A 20,426-nucleotide genomic window follows, 5' to 3' on the forward strand; every position below is an offset into this window, starting at 1 on the left:
AAATTTGACTGAATTGTGACATCTGCCTAATTAGCCTCAACGTAAATTTGGGGTAGTTGGGAAATGAAATCCTATTTTGTAGCTGGCGTCGCAGCATCCAGCATTCTCTTGGCCGGTTGCGGCACAGTTGTTCGCGGCACAACTGAAGACATCAAAATCGACGTAAAGCCAGCAAACGCAAAAATCACATCAACAACAGCGCATACTTGTGTTGGACCTTGCGTGATCAATGTTCCGCGAAGTCAGAAACTTACTCTGAAGGCATCTGCACCGGGCTATCAGTCTCAGGTCATCGATGTTGATACTCGCGTCAGCGGCAAAGGTGCAGCTGGCATGGTTGGCAATGTTCTCATCGGCGGCATCATCGGCATAGGCGTTGATACAGTAACCGGCGCATCTTTGGACCACTATCCAAACCCGGTTACTTTCAATCTCAAGCGCGGCACAGGTACACGTAAGCTGACGCCTGTTGAGATGAAACTAATGAACAAAGCTAAAGCCCTAGAATCTTAATTAGGTACTTTTGTGGGGGCATCGGCTCAGACCATGCCCCTTGCACTCAACAAGCACATGACCTTGGCTCATCCAAATAAGGTCCTCTCCCAAAATGCCCTGCCCACCACTCCCTCCTTGATTTTCAGCAGCAACTAGAGGACTCTCCCTCCTGCAATCAGGAGTTCCAATGGCCGCCTCTCAGGACGCAGAGCGTGTGCCTCTTATCGAGGCCCGAAATATCTCAGTCACCAAGCAAGGGCGCCAGCTCTTTAACGCCTATTCTTTCAAGCTGTATGAAGGCGATAAACTGTGCCTCGGTGCCCCTTCCGGTCGCGGCAAAACAGTTCTCCTTCGCATTCTCGCAGGGCTGGATAAACCGGAGACAGGCGAGCTTTTCTTCAACGGCGTCTCTTACACAGCAGGCGGGCGAACGCAGCTCCACAAACAGCTCAACTGGCTCCCTCAACGCGTGAGCCCTCTGGCAGACCATATTCGTGAAGCCTTGCTGGCACCGTTTGAGCTGCAAGCCAATCACAAACGCAAGCCATCAGATGCTCAGATGCTTCAGGCTCTCACAGCAGCGGGCCTGCCCAACACGGCACTCAATCAGGCGACCAGCAGCCTTTCCGGCGGCGAACGTCAACGCCTCGCGCTCGCCCGCGCGCTGCTTCTGCAACGCTCTTTATGGATTGCAGACGAACCCACAGCAGCCCTCGACAAAGCCCATGCCCTCGCCTGTGGTGACCTGCTGATGGAAAACACCGGGACACTGCTGGCTGTCACCCACGACGCCCACCTTCAAAGCAAGATTGATCAGATAATTGAACTGCCCGAACCAGCACAGTCAGGCTCACAGGAGCGCGTGCAATGACCTCAAATGTCGCGTGGAGTGATCTGGCTCTCTTTTATCTCATAGCAATCATCCCACTGTCCCTGCTCTGGACTATGGGTCTGAGGGACCTGTCACGGGATCTGGCAATATCCATTGCCCGCATGAGCATTCAGCTGCTTGTCGTCGGTTTCTATCTGCAAACCGTCTTCGATCTGGACAATCTGGCCCTCAACCTGCTCTGGCTGGTCGCCATGGCAACAATCGCCGCGATCACATCGGCTGGTCGTGCACAAATGCCCCGCCTCAAATCAACAGCCCCGCTCACGGCAGCTATACTCATTGCCATGCTGCCAGTGCTGCTGATGTTCATCGTAATCCTCAGCCGCCCTGTGCCGTGGTACTCCGCGCAGGTCACCATTCCAATCGCCGGCATGCTGCTCGGCAACGCTCTGGGTTCACTGGTCATCGCCCTGCGCCGGTTCAACTTGAGAACACCGGAAGATAAGGAACACATCGAGCTGCTCACCACCATGGGAGCGACCAAACTGGAAGCCCGGCGAACACTCGTCAAATCCTCCCTGCGCGCAGCCGCCTCCCCCGTTATCGCCAGCATGGCAACACTGGGACTGGTCTCGCTGCCCGGAATGATGACAGGTCAGATTCTCGGCGGCTTCAACCCGATCGAGGCAGTCCAGTACCAGATCGCCATCATGCTCGGCATCTCCGCCACCCAAACCCTCGCCATCATCCTCGCCCTCCGCTTCACCATCTATATGGAGCCGGAGTACGAGTGATCAGAGACAAAGTGTCTTTCACCAGCAATTCTTGGGCATCAGCGATTTTGCGGGAGGGGTCAGCTTTTTCGATATGATGGAATGAGCCAACATATGGGCAATTTCTTTGTGACAATCTACCGGTGTATCGTCGGAGACGCGATTCCGGGTAACTTAGGCTATAAGTAAGTCAATAACTTACCATAGGAGAGGATCAAATTTACCCTTATGTGTTGCAGGAACTCCGATCAAAGTAGGAAGCTTAAATCAGCTCTTCTTGGCCCATTAGACGCTTGGCTGCGGCACGGGCTTCTTCGGTGATGGTGGAACCGGCGAGCATACGGGCGATCTCTTCGTGTCGGTCGCCCTCGGCGATCTCAGTCACGCGGGTCGCCACACGGTCCTTCTCCACCTCATCCTTGCGAATCAGGAAGTGACCATTGGCACGCGCGGCCACTTGCGGCGCATGCGTCACCGTCAGCACCTGAACACTGTTCGCAAGGCGGGCAAGACGCACGCCAATCGCTTCAGCCACGGCACCGCCAACACCCGTGTCGATCTCATCAAACACCAGTGTCGGAGACGAGCCCTTATCTGCCAGCGACACCTTCAGCGCCAACAGGAAGCGGGAGAGTTCACCACCCGAAGCAACCTTGAACATAGGCCCCGGACGAGTACCCGGATTGGTCTGCGCCCAGAACTCGACAGTGTCGATACCGGACGGCCCGCGCTGTTCAACATCACTCTCGATATTGATGATAAACCGCGCCCGTTCCAGCTTTAGTGCCGGAAGCTCAGCATGAACCGCAGCCTCAAGGCCTTTAGCAGCTTTCTGACGCTTCTTTGACAGCGCCGCCGCCAGCTTGTCATAGGTTTGCTTGGCAACCTCTACAGCGCTTTCCAGCGCCTGCAATTTCTCTTCACCTGCATCCAGATCAGAAAGGTCACCTTCCATCTGGGCCCGCAGTTTAGCAAGATCATCCGGCTGTACAGAATACTTGCGAGCCGCAGCCCGCAATGCGAACAGACGTTCTTCCGTCTGCTCCAGCTCTTGCGGGTCAAAATCAGTATCGCGCAGCGCCTGCTCCAAACCACCGCGCGCTTCCTCCAGCTGGTCCAAAGACCCGCCGATGGCTTCAACCACACTTGTCAGATAGTTGGGCGCCAGATCAACTTTGCGCTCAAGACGGCGCAACAAACTGGAAAGCTCAGGAATTGGAGAGGCTGGTCCGTCAAGTGCTTCATAGCCCTCGCGCAGATCGCCTGCGATCTTCTCCACCTGCATCATATCCTGACGACGCAGAGCAAGCTCATTCTCTTCCCCATCACGAGGGTCAAGCGCACTCAGCTCATCAGCACTGGAGCGCAGATAATCCGCCTCACGACGGGCTTCTTCAATGCGTGCAACATGATCTTTCAGAGCCTTCTCAGCACTACGAACCGCTTTTGCGCTCTGCCCCACCTTCGCAGCATCACCTTCCAGCCCGCCAAAGCTGTCCAGCAGCTGGCGATGGCTCTCAGGATCAATCAGTGCACGGTCATCATGCTGCCCATGAACCTCAACCAGCAACTCTCCGATCTGCCGCAGCAAACCAGCACTCACTGGCGAGTCGTTCACAAACGCACGGGTGCGTCCATCAGACGCCTGCACGCGGCGCAAGATGATATCGCTGTCGTGCTCTAGTTCATTTTCCTGAAGAAGGGTGCGCAGAGGATGCGCCATTGGAACGTCGAAAACCGCGCTCACCTGACCGCGGTCCTGACCATGCCGAACCAGTCCGGCGTCTCCCCGCCCACCAAGGGCGAGGCTTAAACTGTCGAGAAGAATAGACTTACCTGCACCGGTTTCACCCGTCAAAACACTCATGCCGTCGCTGAAATGCAAATCCAGCTTATCAATGAGAACGATATCCCGAATAGAAAGCGATGCCAGCATGGTAGTCTAGGAAACTCCGATTCCTTGAAAGGCTTAAAGGAGTTTCATATCCCCAAATGCCCTGCTAAGCCAGCTGCCTTTGTTCTCATGTGGCTCCAGACCGCCCTTTTTCAAAAGAGAAAACGCATCTTTGTACCACTGGCTCTGCGGGAAGTTGTGTCCCAGCACCGCTGCAGCTGTCTGTGCTTCGTTCGTCACACCAAGTGCATAATAGCTTTCGGTCAGACGATAGAGCGCTTCTTCAACGTGACGGGTGGTCTGATAATTGCTCACCACAGTCTTGAAGCGGTTGATAGAGGCAAGGTAGTTACGGCGCGCCAGATAGTAGCGGCCAACTTCCATTTCCTTACCAGCCAGCTGGTCTTCCGTCGCGCGGATACGCTGACGAGCCTGCTTGGTGTATTCAGAATCTGGGTAACGCTGAACAACTTCACGCATTGCATCCAATGCCTTGGCGGTCACAGCCTGATCACGACCCACATCTGGGATCTGACGGAAGTAGGACTCACCAATAATGAAGAGCGCGTAGGCGGAATCATCGTTACCAGGATAAAGCGAGGTAAAGCGCTCAGCAGCGGAAATCGCTTCAGGATACTTACCCATTTTGAAGTTCAGGTAAGCAATGTTGATCAGCGATTTACGCGCGAATTCGGAGTAAGGATAGATGCGGTCAAGCTCGTAGAACTTTTTCGCAGACGCTTGCACGTCGCCAGATGCACGAAGAGCCAAAGCCTCATTGAACATTACTTCCGCAGGAGTTTCATCCAGCGCAAGATCATCAACATCATCCTTGGTTGCACAGCCCGCAATAACGAGTGCCATCGCCAAAGAGGTATATCTAATCGCTCTTTTGAGGCGATTAGCCCCCAAAGCAGTCCCGGCAGCATCTGAACGCAGCAATGTTTCCGACTCCTATCGTGTTGGGATTCGGGTAAAATCCCTCCCAGTTCACGCTTCTATCTCAATGTTTGGATAACGTCACGTAGTACCACAGCATTTGCCTCGAATTTATGTCGGAATAGAGGCAAAAACCGTTGAATAACTATTTTAGCCTCAGGAGACGTTAGGGCCAAATGCTGCAGCCTGCAGTCCGCCAATCAACTCGGCATGACCTTTTTCGCGTGCATGACGATCTACCAGAGCAACATCAGCTTCGACAATTTCAAAAGCATCCGGGTTCTTGAAAAGCTCCACAAGGATGCAGTGATTCATACGGTGACCGCCTTTGTAAGAGCGGTACTCGCCCAAAATAGGCAGACCAGCAAGAGCAAGATCACCGATCGCATCAAGGCTTTTGTGACGTACGAATTCGTTTGCCCAACGGGTTCCTTCAGGGTTCAGAACGCGATCACCATCAAGAGCGACGGAGTTCTCTAGGGAAGAGCCCATGGCAAAGCCAAGCTTCCAGAGCTTCTCAACATCCTGCACGCTACCAAAGGTACGGGCACGGGAAATTTCATCACGGAAGTAATCAGGTGTCAGGTCAAACTTGAGCTGCTGACAACCAATTTTCTCATGATCAAAATCGATGGTGATGTCAAAACGGGTGCCGTCAAACGGGTTGAGTTCACACCACTGATCACCGGAAACGTAACGAACTTTTTCTTTGATGCGGATAAAGCGACGCTTTGTGCCGAGCGTTTTCAGACCAACGCGGTCGATAGCTTCAACGAATGCTTCGGAGCTACCATCCATGATTGGCATCTCAGGTCCGTCAATGTAAGCGGTCACATTGTCAACGCCCATACCGCGCAGAGCAGCCATCAGGTGCTCAACGGTAGAGATGCCGCTGTCATGAGGATCACCAAGTACGGTGCACAAAGATGTTGCAGTGACTTCCTTCCAGTTTGCTTCCGTCTGCACGTAGCCACCCTTGGTGCTACGATGGAAAACAATGCCGGAGTTCGCGTCTGCTGGGTGAAGTGTAATGGAAGCTGGACCGCCAGAGTGAACCCCAATACCATTCAAGGTTACACTGTCCGCAAGCGTTGTCTGTTTTTCGACACGCATTCCCATATTGTTCCAGCCTTTATCATTCCGCTCCAGGTACATACTGAACCTCACGAGCCACTACTTTCGAATACCCTCTGCGGGTTGGCTGGAACATAGCTCTTGGAGCTTACCAAATAAAATAAAGCTTTATTACGGTTTGTAACGTCCTGAAAATTTTAGGTACATTTACCGACAATTCCATTTAAAAACGCAAAGCAGCAACCCGGAAAAATCCGGATTGCTGCTCGAGAGGCGCGAGTTCTGTTGATAATCAGGTGGCTTGGCGGCGTAGGAACGCCGGGATTTCCAACTGATCATCTTCGATCATTTGTGAGCGTGCAGGCGCAGGGCGTCCACCAGCGTCCAGAGTCCCGGCTGCACCGTGATTCTGAGGCTCGGTTGGACGAGGCGCTGCTGGCTGGCGTGGAGCCTCAGCAAACGCATCTGCCTGTACTGGCTCATGGTGCTCCATGTGCTCGTCTTCACGGCGGCCAAGACCACCAGTCAAACGGCGCAGAAGACCCATTGGGCGACGCTCTTCTTCCATGTGATGCTCATCATGCTCTTCAACCTGCTGAGCCATAGTGGCTGGTGCTGGCTGAGGAGTTGCAGATGCCGGCTGTGGTGCAGGCGCTGCAGCAGGAGCATCCGTGCGCGCACGAATTTCACGCTGTGCAATTGGCGGAAAGTCTTCAACACGTGGCATACGTGTCTGAGGCTCTACCTTTTGTGCAACAGGTGGAATAAATGGCTCAGGAATATTGGTAGGCTCATCAAAAGCCTGCGTTGGTTCCTCAAGTGCATCATATTCCTGCACAGGCTCATAACGACGAGACTGATAAGGAGAAATTTCCACTTCCGGGTCAGTTGCAACAGCAACCGGCTCAGAGTGCATAAGTGTTTCGGCTGCTGCGGAGCCCATCGCGCGCATCGCACGAACTGGGGTGGGTGCAGGAGCTACTTCTACCGGCGCAGCTACCGCTGGACTGGGCGTAGGCGTAGTAGCGCTCTGCAGACGCTCTGTGAGTTCAGCCATACGAACCTCTGCAGGAGAGATATCTTCACGCAGCTCTTTGTCGATGCCGGTGGCAACAACAGAAACGCGGATAATACCGTCCAGAGATTCATCGAAGGTCGCACCAAGAATGATGTTCGCTTCTGGGTCTACTTCCTCGCGGATACGAGTTGCAGCTTCATCAACTTCAAACAGCGTCAGGTCGTTACCACCAGTGATGGAGATAAGCAGACCGCGCGCGCCCTTCATGGAAGTCTCATCAAGCAGCGGGTTCGCAATCGCAGCTTCAGCAGCCTGAATGGCACGCTGTTCGCCGGACGCTTCACCGGTACCCATCATCGCTTTACCCATGCCACGCATTATGGAGCGTACATCAGCAAAGTCGAGGTTGATGAGACCTTCTTTGACCATCAGGTCAGTGACGTTCGCAACGCCGGAATACAGCACCTGATCAGCCATGGAGAAGGCGTCAGCAAAGGTGGTCTGTGCATTCGCAATGCGGAACAGATTCTGGTTTGGAATAACAATAAGAGTATCAACATTACGCTGTAACTCTTCGATGCCGGCTTCGGCAACACGCATACGTCTGGACCCTTCAAACTGGAAGGGTTTGGTAACCACACCGACGGTCAGTATACCTTGTTCACGCGCAGCTCGAGCAACAACTGGCGCAGCACCGGTACCGGTGCCACCACCCATACCCGCGGTGATAAACACCATATGCGAGCCGGACAAGTGATCGTTGATCTCGTCAATAACTTCTTCTGCAGCAGCTGCACCAACTTCAGGCTGGGAACCAGCGCCCAAGCCTTCCGTAACAGCAACGCCCATCTGGATAACACGCTCAGCCTGGCAAAGTGCCAATGCTTGTGCATCCGTATTAGCAACAACAAAGTCACAGCCCTGAAGACCGCTCGTTACCATGTTATTTACGGCGTTTCCGCCACCGCCACCAACACCGAATACGGTGATCCTGGGCTTCAATTCCTGAATATCAGGCATTTTCAGGTTGATTGTCATATTAACCTCGCGACCCTAATAACATGCCCGAAGTCGGGCATGTCGTTCTTCCTCTCGTGCGTCCGCCGCATCTGGCGAAACTCGTGATAGTGGGGGTTATGCGATCCCCACTAGAAACTTTCTCTAATCCACTGACCAACCCGAGCCAGATAGCTCCCGCGGCCTTTAAGGCCACGGCGTTGGTGCCGGGGTTCGAATTGCTCAATCTGTGCCACCTGCGGATAAATCAGCAGGCCCACAGCTGCCGAGAACGCCGGACCCTTGGCTTCCTCTGGCAAACCGGAAATACCCAGCGGACGCCCCAGACGCACACTGCGCCCAAGAATGCGTCGTGCCGTTTCAGAAAGGCCAGTCAACTGACTGCCCCCGCCTGTCAGCACAACACGTTTACCCACTCGGCCTGCAAAACCAGAAGCGACAATCCGGTCTCGCACCATCTCCAATATCTCTTCAACGCGCGGACGAATAACCCGCGTCAGCATCGCCCGAGGGATCTGCGTTGGCAGATCGCCATCCGTATCCACGGGCGGCACCTGAATAAAATCACGGTCATCCACCACACTCGGCAGCGCAGACCCATGTAAAACTTTCAAACGCTCAGCAGCTTCCATCCGTGTGGAGAGCGCGCGCGCCACGTCCATAGTGACGTGATTACCGCCAACAGCCAGCGCATCCAGATGCACCATCTGACCATCAACAAAAATCGAAAGCGTGGTTGTGCCACCCCCCATATCAATACAGGCAACACCCAGCTCAATCTCGTCTTCTACCAGCGTGGAAAGGCCTGCCGCGTAAGGCGTCGCAACCAGTGACTCCACTTGCAAGTGTCCACGCTCAATACAAAGCTCCAGATTACGCACCGGCGGTACTTCTGCAGAAACCACCTGCATGTCCACGCCCAGCTTGCGGCCCATCATGCCGCGCGGATCACGAATGCCGCGGTTGCCATCCAGCCCGTAGGAGATCGGCAGCGCATGCATCACCGCCCGTCCCTCGGTCGCCGTATGGGTAGAACCCGCCGCCAGCACACGCTGAATATCGGCCTCAGTCACACCTTCAGTTCCAAGCGGCACAGTGGCGGAGAAGATCTCGCTCTGCAGACGGCCACAGCTGACAGTCACCAGCAGCGTTTCCACCATCACACCGGCCATACGCTCGGCCTGATCAACCGCGCGGCGGATCGCCTGCTCAGCCTGATCCATGTCCACAACAACGCCGGACTTCATGCCTGCAGACGCCTGATACCCGTATCCCAGCACCTCAATGCCATGCGAACGGCCCGGCATCAGGTCTTCCTCGTCACCAGGCACCAATTTCGCGATAATACAGCACACTTTCGTGGAGCCGACGTCCAGCACAGAAACCACAACAGATCTGCGGCTCGGCAAAGGCCGCATCCGCGGCAGAAAAATCACGTTCTTATTCGAGCTCATGTGTCCCTCCCGGAGTTGGAGGGCGTACCCCGTTGCTCGATGGTGGTTTTGCGGCGAATGGCAGCGTCATCCGAAAGACGCACCACAACGCGATCCTGCAAACGCAGGTCCACCGCGACGATATCGCGGGAGAGCAAACCACCTTGATCATCTAGCTTCTTAAGTTCCGCCAGCGCATCGCCAACATCAAATTCTGGCAGACGCACTGTAATTCCGTTTTCTAAGGCAAGATCCCAGCGTCGTTCGGAGCGCAGCTTTGCAGCGCGCACCCGGGCACGGATACCTGGGAAATTGTCCAGCTCGCTCATGATCTCACCAGCACGCAGCTGCGCACCGTGATTGACCACGCGAAGCAAATTCGCATAACGGCCATCCACCTCATCGGTGATGACCTCGCCTTTTTTGGTGATGACAGACGTAATGTCCCCACGCTGCCAGAGCGCATAAGGCTCTTGCTCTTTGATCATCACACGCAGCGTACCGGGGTAGAACTTCTGGATGGCCGCATTCCGGATCCAGGCAATACCTTCCAGACGCTCTTTTGCGTCAGCCGCATCAAACAACATCAAAGAAGGGCGTTCGTGAAGTTCAAGCGCTTCCAGCACCTGAAACTCGGTAACACGCTGCAAACCTTCCATTTTGATCTCATTCACCGCGAAACCGACGGAGGATGTAACTGATTCGCTCACATTACGGGCGTGTCCACCCAGCGTAATGCCATAAGCAGCGGACAATGCAAGGAAGCCAAAAGCGCCCGCAGTTGGTGCCCAGGATGGGATAAATGCAAAAAATCCAGTGACCCCCCAAGCGGGTCTCTGGTGCAAACGCGATACACCACGACTTCTGAAGCGATAGCTCCAGATGCCTGTGCGTTCCCGCAATGCATCAAATTTTGCCTTTATCTTCCGCAACTTGCGTCCTCCACGATCCAACTCACCAATTCTTGGAAATCATGTCCGGCATGTGCCGCAATTTCCGGGAGCAGTGATGTTGGCGTCATGCCGGGTTGAGTGTTCACCTCAAGACAAATCAGTTCTCCTAGGCCACCGGGTCCTTCGTTAAAACGGAAGTCGGCGCGTGTAACGCCGCGACACCCCAGAGCCTGATGTGCCTTGAGACTTGATTTTTGTATTTCTTGGTAAACAGATGGTAAAATTTCCGCAGGAAGTATGTGTTGTGAACCGCCTGGGACGTATTTTGCGTCATAATCGTAATAAGTGTGACCCAGCGGTACAATTTCTAGTACCCCTAACGCCACATCACCCATCACCGCGCACGTCAATTCGCGGCCTGGGATGTAACGCTCGACCATGAGCAAATCACCATACTGCCAATCTTCGCGTGTCAATTCCTGCGGAGGATGCTCTTGCCCCTCCTTCACAATCAGCACACCGAAGGACGATCCTTCGTTGATTGGCTTGATCACATAAGGCGGCTCCATCACATGACGGCGCGCAGCATCAGCGCGACTGGCCACAATGGCATTGGCAACCGGAACACCGGCAGCCTTCATCACGGCCTTCGCCTTTTCCTTATGCATGGCAAGCGCAGACGACATCACCCCGGAATGGGTGTAAGGAATATCGAGCACTTCCAGAATACCCTGAATAGCTCCGTCTTCACCAAACGGCCCATGCAGCGCATTGAATGCCACGTCCGGTTTCAGCTCCTGAAGCACAGCAGAAATGTTGCGGTCAACATCTACACGCGTGATCTGATAACCAGCCGCTTCCAGAGCGTCCGCACAGTCTTTGCCTGAAGACAGAGAAACAGGCCGCTCAGCAACCCATCCACCCATCAAAACTGCAACATGCTTGGTCATCACAAAACCCAATCCTGATTTAAACGCCTAAAACAACACGTGAACGGAATTAGCCCGCTTTACCCAAAAACGGCTCAATCGCCGCTCCGTCCACAAACGCCCCAAGACGCTTGATTTCCCATTCCAGACGCGTCCCTGTCTTTGCCAGAGCATCCCGGCGAACAGTCTCGCCAAGCATTTCCAAATCGTGAGCGGTAGCGTCTGCAACGTTCAACATAAAGTTGCAGTGTAATTCCGACATTTTTGCGCCGCCGATCTGCAATCCACGACATCCAGCCGCATCAACCACCTTCCAGGCACTGTTGCCGTCAGGATTTTTGAAAGTGGAACCACCGGTTTTCTCGCGAATGGGCTGCGCTTTCTCACGATGAGCAACAACTTCAGCCATTTCCGCGCGGATCTCATCTTCACTCTGCGCAAAACCTTCAAACACCGCACTGGTAAAAATCAGGTCCTTTGACGCAGAAGAATGACGATACGCATAGCCCATTTCCTCATTGGAAAGAGTGAGGATTTCGCCGGATCGTGTCACCGCGTTAACGTTAACAACACGGTCCTTTGTCTCTGTCCCATGAGCCCCTGCATTCATGCGCAAGGCGCCGCCAACAGCACCCGGAATACCGGTGTAGAATGCAAATCCACCCGTGCCCGTCTTGGCCGCGTCTTCCGCCAGCTTCTTGTCAGGAACGCACGCCCCTGCCCGCAACTTATGGCCGCCAAAGTATTCTACAGTCCCAAACCCGCGGATTGGCAGACGAATAACAACGCCTTCAATGCCACCATCACGCACCAGCAAGTTGGAACCAAGCCCAACCACAGTCACCGGCACGTCCTCAGGCAGTGCTTTCATGAACACAGCCAGATCTGCCTCATCAGCAGGCTGGAACATCAACTGTGCGGGGCCACCCACACGGAACCATGTCACAGCAGAAAGCAGCTGGTTCGGGATCATGCGACCGCGAATGTCTTCGACAGCATCACCAAGAAGCGGCAGGAGATCAGGGTAGCTTACAGTTTGGCTCATACAGTCTCTCCTTTGGGAGAGAGCGCTTCCAGCTCTACAGGCAATTTGTAAGCCCACTGGGTAATGTTCCCTGCACCAAGGCAAATCACCAGATCACCCGGCTCCGCCAGCTCTGCAATCTTACCAGCCAGCTCATCAGGACCACCAATGCTGTGAACCGAACGGTGACCACCAGCACGCAAACCAGAAATCAGATCAGCCTGACCAGCCCCTTCAATAGGCTGCTCACCAGCCGCAAACACAGGTGTAATCACAACCTTGTCTGCATCATTGAAGCAAGCACAGAAATCTTCAAACAGGCTCTGCAAACGCGTAAAACGGTGCGGTTGCATCACAGCAACCACCTTCCCTTCAGCTGCCTCACGCGCCGCATGCAAGACGGACTTAATCTCAACCGGATGGTGCGCGTAGTCGTCAAAAAACTCTACGTCGTTCCAGGAGCCAGTATGCGTAAAGCGACGCTTCACTCCGCCAAAACTTGCCAACCCCTTGCGGATGTTCGCATCAGAAATACCGAGAGAATGCGCCAGAGCAATTGCAGCCGTCGCATTGGACACGTTGTGCAGACCCGGCATTGGCAGCACCAGATCTTTCAGCTCAGTTACCTTGTCCCCGCGACGATCATGAATGATCACGGTGAAGATGGACTTGCCACCCTTGGTGGAGACATCAGTAAAGCGAACATCTGACTGCGGGTTGGTGCCGTAAGTGATGATGCGGCGGTCTTCAATCTGACCCACAAGGCTCTGCACCTCTGGGTGATCCAGACACATAACCGCAAATCCGTAGAACGGAACATTCTCAACGAACTGGGCAAACGCAGCACGGACACCATCAAAATCGCCGTAGTGATCAAGATGCTCAGGATCGATGTTGGTCACCACAGCAATATCAGCAGGAAGCTTGACGAATGTCCCGTCGGACTCGTCCGCCTCAACCACCATCCAGTCACCCTCACCCATACGGGCATTGGTGCCGTAAGCGTTGATGATACCGCCATTGATAACAGTCGGGTCCATATGGCCAGCATCCAGCAGCGCCGCAACCATAGAGGTCGTCGTCGTCTTGCCGTGCGTACCGCCAATGGCAATCGCTTGCTTGAAGCGCATCAGCTCCGCCAGCATTTCAGCGCGGCGCACAACAGGCATGTTGTTTTCGCGTGCAGCCTTCAGCTCAACATTGCTGCCTTTGATTGCGGAAGAGATGACACAAACATCAGCGCCCTCAAGGTTCTCGGCAGCATGACCCACCATGACCTTGATGCCCTTATCACGCAAACGCTGCACATTTGCATTCTCGGACATGTCAGAGCCCTGAACACGGTAACCAAGATTATGCAACACCTCGGCAATACCGCTCATGCCAATGCCGCCGATACCGACGAAGTGTACTCCCCCAATGTCTACTGGCATTTTCATGAGGCAATCTCTTTCTGTTCAGTTGCCGGTGCAGCACCAACAAGTGTTTCGATCAGATCCGCGAGGCGCTGTACAGCTTCCGGCGCGCCCTGCGCCTGTGCTGCGTGTGCTGCCTGTGCAAGACGGCCCGGATTATCCATGAGTTCTTTCAGCTCACGGGCCAATCGTTGCGGATCAAGTTCTTTTTGTGGGATCGGCCATGCGCCGCCTGCCTCAGCAAGCACATTCGCATTCATGCCCTGATCGTTATCAAGAGCACCCGGTAAAGGCACTAAAATTGAAGGACGCCCAATCGCTGCCAGCTCGCATACAGTACCAGCACCAGAACGGCTGATAACCAAATGAGCCGCCGCAATGCGCTCAGGCAAATCCGTAAAGAAGGACGCCACCTGCGCGGCAACACCCATCTCGCGATAAGAGCTTTCAAGCCCCTCCAGATCTTCAGGGCGAGCCTGCTGCACAACGACCAGCTGCTCGCGATCTTCCGGCGCCATCAGCTTCAACGCAGCCGGCAAAATCTGAGAGAATACACGCGCTCCCTGCGAGCCACCAAACACCAGCAGATGAAAAGCGCCGCCTTTTTCAGGTGCGTTATAAGTCTGACCACACACCGCAATCACATTGTCACGCAGTGGATTGCCGGTCATCGTCGCTTTAGCAGCCAGATCAGCAGGCAGTGTTTTCAGCGGAAAACTGGTCGCAACCGCACTTGCACCCTTGGCCAGCATCCGGTTCGCCCGACCCATCACAGCATTGGCTTCATGCAAAATGGATGGAACGCTTAAGAGACGGCCAGCAAACATTGGCGGAAAGGTCGGATACCCGCCAAAGCCAACAATCGCAGCAGGTTTAGCTGCGCGGATTGCTTTCATGGCCTGCAACGTACCCAAGCCAAGTTTGATTGCTGTCTTGGCAAGAGAAATCGGGTTCTTGCCGCGAATGGTATCGCTTTTGACCAGATGCACGTTATCTGCCGGAAACGCGCTACCATACTTGTCTGCGCGACTGTCCGTGATCAGCTCAACACCATACCCACGGCGCTTCAGCTCACAGGCCAGCGCTTGTGCAGGAAACAGGTGACCACCCGTTCCTCCAGCAGTGAGCATAATCTTTGGCTTCATTTCACTCTCCGACACAGGCAAAACTCTTTTAGGCAGGCTGCACAGGGGCAGCACGGGTAACGGTAATAATCGGGTTCTTACGCGGTTGCGGACGTTTGCGTGTCAGCGCCAGCACAAAACCCATCGTCAGGGAAATCGCCATCAACGACGACACACCTGATGAGATCAATGGAAGGGTCATTCCCTTCGCAGGCATTAGATTGAGGTTCACCGCCATGTTGATAGTGCTTTGCAGGCCAAACATGACGATAAGACCGGAAGACGCCAGACGGCCAAACGGATCCTGATCCTGCGTCGCCATGTAAAGACCACGCAGCACAACGAATGCAAAAACGGTCACCAGCACCACACAAACGATGATGCCGTATTCTTCAGCAGCCACCGCAAAAATGAAGTCCGTATGGCTATCGGGCAAAATTCGTTTCACCGTACCTTCACCCACACCACGACCTAGCCACCCCCCGGCAATGAAGGAGTCGATCGCTTTATCGATCTGGTAGGTGTCACCGGAAGACGGATCCAGAAAACGCATGATACGCCCGCGAACGTGCGGCAGATACGTAAAGCCCGCAGCAACGCCAAGAATACCCATGATCCCAAGCGGCACAATCGCCAGCCAGGACAACCCGTTCAGGAAGAACAGCGCAAACAGAACAATGGTCAGCAGCATGGTCTGTCCAAAGTCAGGCTGCGCCACGAGCATGGCGGCCACAATGCCAAACAGAAGAATGGAGATCAGCTGCCCCGGAATGTCCTGGGCTTTACGCCCCTCAGACAACAGAAACGCAATGATCACCACCAGCACTGGCTTGATAAACTCTGACGGCTGAATGGAAATACCAAACAAGCTCACCCAGCGCCGCGCACCTTTAATGTCAGACCCGAAAAACAGCGTGCCCAACAGCAGCACCAACATCACGCAGAACACCACCAGTGCCACCCGGCGTATATAGCGTGGTGAAAGCGCTGAAACGCCCAGCATCACGGCAGCGCTTGGAATAAGGAAAAGCGCCTGCTTCTTCACAAAGTAGAAGCTCTCAAGCCCAAGGCGTTCAGCAACAGGAGGGCTCGCGGCAAGAGACAACACCAAACCAGACACCATCAGCGTGAAGATGCCGATCAGCATGTAACGATCAATCGTCCAGAGCCATTCTGCAAATGCACTGCGATCCGTACGTGATACCATCAGCGTGCTCCCTCACCCTTCAGCATTTTGGCAGCAGCAACTGCCGCGCTCACAAATGCATCCCCGCGAACTTCAAAGCTCTTGAACTGGTCAAACGAGGCGCAGGCCGGAGACAGCAAAACCACCGCTTCACTGCCTTTGTCCCGTGCAGCATCTTGCGCCGCTGCCTCAACAGCCAGCTCCAAAGAGCTAAACTTGTGCGCCTCAACAGCCCTGGCAAGCTCTTGCTCAAACTCTTCCGCCGCTTCCCCAATCAGGTAAGCCTTCACGACTTTCGGGAAGTAGGCTTTAAGCGAAGAAATCCCGCCCGCCTTCGGACGACCACCAGCAATCCAATAAATCCGGTCAAACGCTGCCAACCCGTGAGCAGCAGCTTCTGCATTGGTCGCCTTGCTGTCATTCACAAACAATACCTTGCCTGCTTCAGCAACCAGCATCAAACGATGCGCAAGACCCGGGAAGGTCGCAAGCGCGGCTGCAATCTCATCAAGTTCCAGCCCAAGTGCTGCACAAACCGCAACAGCAGCAGATGCATTCTGCCCGTTATGAGAGCCACGCAAAGTGTTGGAGGAAGACAGGTCAGCCACAACCACCTGCTCTTCATCAAAAACCTCAAAGACCTTACCGTCTTCAGCGTAAACGCCAAACTCGACAGGCCCGAGACAAGAGATCAGCTCAACCGGCTCACCGCTTTCTGCACGGCGCTGCGCAATAGCTGCACTGAATTCATCATCCACGCCAACAACAGCAAGACGCGCTGCTTTAACGATCCGCTCTTTGATGGACGCGTAATTCTCCATGTTCCCATGCCGGTCCAGATGGTCCGGCGACAGGTTCATCATTACCCCGATATCCGGCACAAGACTTGGCGCAAGATCGATCTGGTAGGAGGAGACCTCAACCACATAGACACGATCCTCGGAAAACTCTTCGAGATCCAGAACCGGACGGCCAATATTGCCCCCCATCTGAACATCCATGCCGCATTCTTTGAGTACATGCGAGATCAGTGCAGTCGTGGTGGATTTGCCGTTGGTCCCAGTGATGGCAACAAACGGCGCCTCAGGACAAACCGCTTCCCGCTCATTGACAAAAAGCTCCACATCCCCAATCACCGGAATACCAGCCTGCCTCGCCCGCTCCACACTCCAGTGCGGTGTTGGATGCGTCAGCGGAACACCCGGCGCAACAACCAGTGCTGCGTAGCGGGACATATCCGCCTCACGCAGATCGATCGCAGCAAGCCCGTATTCTTCAGCCGTGGCAACGCTGGCCTCATTATCGTCCCACACATCAACCCGAGCCCCGCCAGCCTCAAGCGCACGCGCAGTCACAAGCCCGGACCCTCCGAGCCCGAACAATGCTACTTCTTTGCCTGCCAGATGACGGATAGGGATCATGTGTCGAACCTCCTAGCGCAGCTTCAATGTGGCAAGACCAACAAGGGCCAGCACAACAGCAATGATCCAGAAACGAATAACCACCTGACTCTCAGTCCAGCCCAAATGCTCAAAGTGGTGGTGAATTGGCGCCATACGGAACACACGTTTGCCAGTCAGCTTGAACGACGCAACCTGCACAATCACAGAAACCGCTTCCAGCACAAACAAACCGCCGATGATCGCCAGAACAATCTCGTGTTTGGTCGCAACGGCAATCGCGCCCAGCATACCGCCCAGAGCCAGAGAACCTGTATCACCCATAAAGATCGCAGCTGGTGGAGCGTTGAACCATAAGAACCCGAGCCCCGCACCAATCACCGCACCACACACAACAGCAAGCTCACCAGTGCCCGCAACATGATGGATCTGCAAATAGCTGGAGAACACAGCGTTACCAGTTAAATATGCAACCAGACCAAAAGCTGCTGCAGCAATCATCACCGGCACAATCGCAAGACCGTCCAGACCATCAGTCAGGTTCACCGCATTGCCCGCGCCAACAACAACAAAGGCAGCGAATGGGATGAAGAACAGACCAAGGTTCAGCGTCAGCTCTTTAAAGAACGGAAAGCCGATGCTGGTGGAAAATGGCTCGGCATCTAGAAGCGTCACCGCAAAAGCAGCAAGGCCTGCAATCAGGAACTCAAGACCCAAACGCGCTTTACCGCCAAAGCCTTTGTGCGAAGACTTGGTGACTTTCAGATAGTCGTCATAAAAACCAATAAGGCCGAAACCAACAGTCACACCCAGAACGATCCAGGTGTAGGGGTTGCGAAGGTCAGCCCACAACAGCGTCGCTACAATCATCCCGGAAAGGATCATCAGGCCGCCCATGGTTGGCGTACCCTTTTTTGTCAGCAGATGGCTCGCAGGTCCGTCTTCGCGAATAGGCTGCCCATGCCCCTGACGCGAACGCAGCGCATCAATGATGCGTGGGCCAAACAGGAACACAAACAGCAAAGCAGTCATAATCGCGCCGCCGGTACGGAACGTAATGTATTTAAAAACATTCAGCGCAGACAGGGAAGGATAAACCTCTGAAAGCTCTGCCAGCAAATATAGCATTTAGTCAACCTCAGGACTTACCGGTTGCAGCCGGTTCAGGAAAACGTTTCTTCAAGGCATCCACAAGTGGACCCATACGGGTTCCAAGAGAGCCCTTTACCATCACGATGTCGTTGGGACGCACTTCCGACAACAGGTCTTTTTCCAGTTTGTCGGAGGTATCTGAATAGGCGCCTCTGGTCTGTGCAGGCAACAGGTCCCAGAGCACCTTCATGTGAGTACCCACACAATAAACCACGTCGATCTTTGCGCGCTCCAGTTCACGCGCAAGGTCTGCGTGCAACTTGTCGGAATCTGCACCTAATTCGAGCATATCTCCCAATACGGCGATGCGACGGCCATTCTTCGCAACGGGCAGCCCAGCCACCAGTTCAATGGCTGCACGCATACTCGCCGGGTTGGCATTATAGCTCTCGTCAACAAGCAACGCCGTGCCACCATTCACATCAAGAACGGTCTGCGCACCACGCCCTTTCGGGGCAGACATTTCCGCCAGAGCCAGACCAGCAAACGCAAGGTTGGCCCCCAGTTCCATGACCCCAGTCAGCACGCCCAAAGAGTTGATCACATGGTGTGCGCCCGGAGCGCCGATCTTGTAGGAAATCTCCTGTCCGAGAATATTGGCATTCAGACAAGAACAATCTGGGTTTGCAGCTACTTTCTTGGCGATAGACTGAGCACCCGGCCGCATGCCAAAGCTGACAATGTTCCGTACCCCGGCCACAGCGGCCAGATAACGCAGCAGGTCATACTGGCGGTTATCCCGGTTCAGGATCGCCACGCCGCCCTTCTCAATGCCACTGAAAATCTCAGCCTTTGCCCGCGCAATATCTTCAACTGAGTTAAAGGCTTCCAGATGCACGGGTTCCACAGTGGTTACAATTGCCACATGCGGACGAACCATTTTCACCAGTGGAGTGATCTCACCCCGGTGGTTCATACCAATCTCGAAGATGCCAAACTCAGTATCAGCATGCATGCGCGCCAATGTAAGCGGCACACCCCAATGGTTGTTAAAGCTCGCCACAGGCGCATGCGTGATGCCAGACTTGGACAGACAAAGACGCAAAGCTTCTTTCGTGCCTGTCTTGCCAACAGAACCTGTGACCGCGATGATCCGTGCTTTGGAGCGAGCGCGAGCAGCCACACCAAGGCGCTCCAACGCTTGAAGCACATCATCAACAGCCACGTATCGGCCACCTTCCGGCAGCTCCGCAAGCTTGTCACGCGCAACAACAGCTACAGCGGCACCAGCCTCAACAGCTGTTCCGGCAAATGCATGACCGTCAAAGTTCTCGCCCTTGATCGCAAAGAAGGCTTCGCCGGGTTGGATCACCCGACTATCGATGGAGATTTCGGTTACGTCATCGCTCAGATCACCGTAAACATCCCCATCTACTGCCTCCAGAAAATCGTTAAGCAGCCACAGCGGCCCACGGTCTATTTCAGGCAGTTCAATCATTTGCCGCTCATATTCCGACTTAATGTCCGGATCCAATAGGTTGATATGGGGGACGATAGTCCACTCAGGCTTGTCTATCGCTGACTTGAGCTTTAGTTTTTCTTCGGTTTTGCCCTCAAAAGCAGCGGTCTCAGCCGTCTCAACAGGCTCCTCAGAACCAGGTAATCCACCTAATGCTTCTGTGCCGTCCTGCTCATCCGGTTGAGTGGACTGCGATACATCCTCAGTGACCTTGGGAGCAACCTCTTCGAGACCTTCATCCGCAAGAAATGCATCCGCATCCGCGTTTGTCTCGTCTTCCGGCGCAGGAGCACTCTCAGCTTCTGCGTCTGCCTCAACCTTCTCCTCGACTTCGGCTTCGGCTTCGGCTTCGGCTTCGGCTTCGGCTTC

At 54.4% G+C, this 20,426-nt stretch carries 17 protein-coding genes; 3 read left to right on the forward strand and 14 right to left on the reverse strand.

The features are described from left to right. Window positions 1-63 precede the first annotated feature (63 nt). From PsWM33_RS20710 to PsWM33_RS20720, 3 genes are all read left to right on the forward strand, one after another. Window positions 64-513, forward strand: coding sequence for a hypothetical protein (locus tag PsWM33_RS20710; protein ID WP_063301498.1), 450 nt, complete (start codon window positions 64-66; stop codon window positions 511-513). Window positions 514-682: 169 nt separating this feature from the next. Beyond that, the gene (locus tag PsWM33_RS20715) at window positions 683-1,366 is read left to right on the forward strand and encodes an ATP-binding cassette domain-containing protein (protein ID WP_063301499.1); all 684 of its coding nucleotides are present in this window, start codon (window positions 683-685) and stop codon (window positions 1,364-1,366) included. Beyond that, on the forward strand, window positions 1,363-2,121 hold the full coding sequence (locus PsWM33_RS20720; protein ID WP_063301500.1) for an ABC transporter permease: 759 nt from the start codon (window positions 1,363-1,365) through the stop codon (window positions 2,119-2,121). Before PsWM33_RS20715 ends, PsWM33_RS20720 begins: the two co-directional genes overlap by 4 nt. Before the next feature lie 241 nt (window positions 2,122-2,362). Here the strand turns inward: PsWM33_RS20720 and recN are convergent, their stop codons facing one another. The 14 genes from recN to PsWM33_RS28130 all read right to left on the reverse strand — a co-directional run. Beyond that, on the reverse strand, window positions 2,363-4,036 hold the full coding sequence (recN, locus tag PsWM33_RS20725) for a DNA repair protein RecN (protein WP_063298190.1): 1,674 nt from the start codon (window positions 4,034-4,036) through the stop codon (window positions 2,363-2,365). 33 nt (window positions 4,037-4,069) lie between these two features. Then, on the reverse strand, window positions 4,070-4,936 hold the full coding sequence (locus PsWM33_RS20730; RefSeq protein ID WP_057465730.1) for an outer membrane protein assembly factor BamD: 867 nt from the start codon (window positions 4,934-4,936) through the stop codon (window positions 4,070-4,072). Between the two features lie 153 nt (window positions 4,937-5,089). Further along, on the reverse strand, window positions 5,090-6,052 hold the full coding sequence (gene lpxC, locus PsWM33_RS20735; protein ID WP_057465827.1) for a UDP-3-O-acyl-N-acetylglucosamine deacetylase: 963 nt from the start codon (window positions 6,050-6,052) through the stop codon (window positions 5,090-5,092). Window positions 6,053-6,299: 247 nt separating this feature from the next. Further along, on the reverse strand, window positions 6,300-8,063 hold the full coding sequence (gene ftsZ / locus PsWM33_RS20740; protein ID WP_057465729.1) for a cell division protein FtsZ: 1,764 nt from the start codon (window positions 8,061-8,063) through the stop codon (window positions 6,300-6,302). 110 nt (window positions 8,064-8,173) lie between these two features. Beyond that, window positions 8,174-9,496: a cell division protein FtsA gene (ftsA, locus tag PsWM33_RS20745; RefSeq protein ID WP_063289938.1), complete on the reverse strand. Its 1,323-nt coding sequence runs from the start codon at window positions 9,494-9,496 to the stop codon at window positions 8,174-8,176. Continuing rightward, a complete protein-coding gene (locus PsWM33_RS20750) occupies window positions 9,493-10,407 on the reverse strand; it encodes a cell division protein FtsQ/DivIB (RefSeq protein ID WP_208994675.1) in 915 nt (304 codons plus the stop codon). Before PsWM33_RS20750 ends, ftsA begins: the two co-directional genes overlap by 4 nt. Further along, window positions 10,395-11,321 carry a D-alanine--D-alanine ligase gene (locus PsWM33_RS20755; RefSeq protein WP_208980677.1) on the reverse strand — a complete coding sequence of 309 codons (927 nt, stop codon included), beginning with the start codon at window positions 11,319-11,321 and terminating at the stop codon, window positions 10,395-10,397. The genes PsWM33_RS20750 and PsWM33_RS20755 overlap by 13 nt, the downstream gene beginning before the upstream one ends. Before the next feature lie 46 nt (window positions 11,322-11,367). Beyond that, window positions 11,368-12,342 carry a UDP-N-acetylmuramate dehydrogenase gene (gene murB / locus PsWM33_RS20760; RefSeq protein ID WP_063301501.1) on the reverse strand — a complete coding sequence of 325 codons (975 nt, stop codon included), beginning with the start codon at window positions 12,340-12,342 and terminating at the stop codon, window positions 11,368-11,370. Beyond that, a complete protein-coding gene (murC, locus tag PsWM33_RS20765) occupies window positions 12,339-13,760 on the reverse strand; it encodes a UDP-N-acetylmuramate--L-alanine ligase (protein WP_063301502.1) in 1,422 nt (473 codons plus the stop codon). The genes murB and murC overlap by 4 nt, the downstream gene beginning before the upstream one ends. Next, window positions 13,757-14,881 carry an undecaprenyldiphospho-muramoylpentapeptide beta-N-acetylglucosaminyltransferase gene (murG, locus tag PsWM33_RS20770; RefSeq protein WP_057465726.1) on the reverse strand — a complete coding sequence of 375 codons (1,125 nt, stop codon included), beginning with the start codon at window positions 14,879-14,881 and terminating at the stop codon, window positions 13,757-13,759. The genes murC and murG overlap by 4 nt, the downstream gene beginning before the upstream one ends. A gap of 28 nt (window positions 14,882-14,909) precedes the next feature. Beyond that, window positions 14,910-16,067, reverse strand: coding sequence for an FtsW/RodA/SpoVE family cell cycle protein (locus PsWM33_RS20775; protein ID WP_057465725.1), 1,158 nt, complete (start codon window positions 16,065-16,067; stop codon window positions 14,910-14,912). Beyond that, the gene (murD, locus tag PsWM33_RS20780) at window positions 16,067-17,467 is read right to left on the reverse strand and encodes a UDP-N-acetylmuramoyl-L-alanine--D-glutamate ligase (RefSeq protein ID WP_057465724.1); all 1,401 of its coding nucleotides are present in this window, start codon (window positions 17,465-17,467) and stop codon (window positions 16,067-16,069) included. Before murD ends, PsWM33_RS20775 begins: the two co-directional genes overlap by 1 nt. Before the next feature lie 12 nt (window positions 17,468-17,479). Then, window positions 17,480-18,574, reverse strand: coding sequence for a phospho-N-acetylmuramoyl-pentapeptide-transferase (gene mraY, locus PsWM33_RS20785; RefSeq protein WP_063289943.1), 1,095 nt, complete (start codon window positions 18,572-18,574; stop codon window positions 17,480-17,482). Between the two features lie 10 nt (window positions 18,575-18,584). Continuing rightward, window positions 18,585-20,426, reverse strand: a 1,842-nt coding sequence (locus PsWM33_RS28130; protein ID WP_208994676.1) for a UDP-N-acetylmuramoylalanyl-D-glutamyl-2,6-diaminopimelate--D-alanyl-D-alanine ligase, incomplete at its 5' end; no start/stop codon positions are given.

The organism is Pseudovibrio sp. WM33 (genome assembly GCF_001623165.1).
In the GTDB taxonomy this organism is placed as follows: Bacteria; Pseudomonadota; Alphaproteobacteria; order Rhizobiales; family Stappiaceae; genus Pseudovibrio.

What these genes read in the sequence shown, in the direction of transcription:
- PsWM33_RS20710 (WP_063301498.1), top strand. Translation starts at nt 64, where the DNA reads ATGAAATCCTATTTTGTAGCTGGCGTCGCAGCATCCAGCATTCTCTTG.
- PsWM33_RS20715 (WP_063301499.1), top strand. Translation starts at nt 683, where the DNA reads ATGGCCGCCTCTCAGGACGCAGAGCGTGTGCCTCTTATCGAGGCCCGA.
- PsWM33_RS20720 (WP_063301500.1), top strand. Translation starts at nt 1,363, where the DNA reads ATGACCTCAAATGTCGCGTGGAGTGATCTGGCTCTCTTTTATCTCATA.
- recN (WP_063298190.1), bottom strand. Translation starts at nt 4,036, where the DNA reads ATGCTGGCATCGCTTTCTATTCGGGATATCGTTCTCATTGATAAGCTG.
- lpxC (WP_057465827.1), bottom strand. Translation starts at nt 6,052, where the DNA reads ATGGGAATGCGTGTCGAAAAACAGACAACGCTTGCGGACAGTGTAACC.
- ftsZ (WP_057465729.1), bottom strand. Translation starts at nt 8,063, where the DNA reads ATGACAATCAACCTGAAAATGCCTGATATTCAGGAATTGAAGCCCAGG.
- ftsA (WP_063289938.1), bottom strand. Translation starts at nt 9,496, where the DNA reads ATGAGCTCGAATAAGAACGTGATTTTTCTGCCGCGGATGCGGCCTTTG.
- murB (WP_063301501.1), bottom strand. Translation starts at nt 12,342, where the DNA reads ATGAGCCAAACTGTAAGCTACCCTGATCTCCTGCCGCTTCTTGGTGAT.
- murC (WP_063301502.1), bottom strand. Translation starts at nt 13,760, where the DNA reads ATGAAAATGCCAGTAGACATTGGGGGAGTACACTTCGTCGGTATCGGC.
- murG (WP_057465726.1), bottom strand. Translation starts at nt 14,881, where the DNA reads ATGAAGCCAAAGATTATGCTCACTGCTGGAGGAACGGGTGGTCACCTG.
- PsWM33_RS20775 (WP_057465725.1), bottom strand. Translation starts at nt 16,067, where the DNA reads ATGGTATCACGTACGGATCGCAGTGCATTTGCAGAATGGCTCTGGACG.
- murD (WP_057465724.1), bottom strand. Translation starts at nt 17,467, where the DNA reads ATGATCCCTATCCGTCATCTGGCAGGCAAAGAAGTAGCATTGTTCGGG.
- mraY (WP_063289943.1), bottom strand. Translation starts at nt 18,574, where the DNA reads ATGCTATATTTGCTGGCAGAGCTTTCAGAGGTTTATCCTTCCCTGTCT.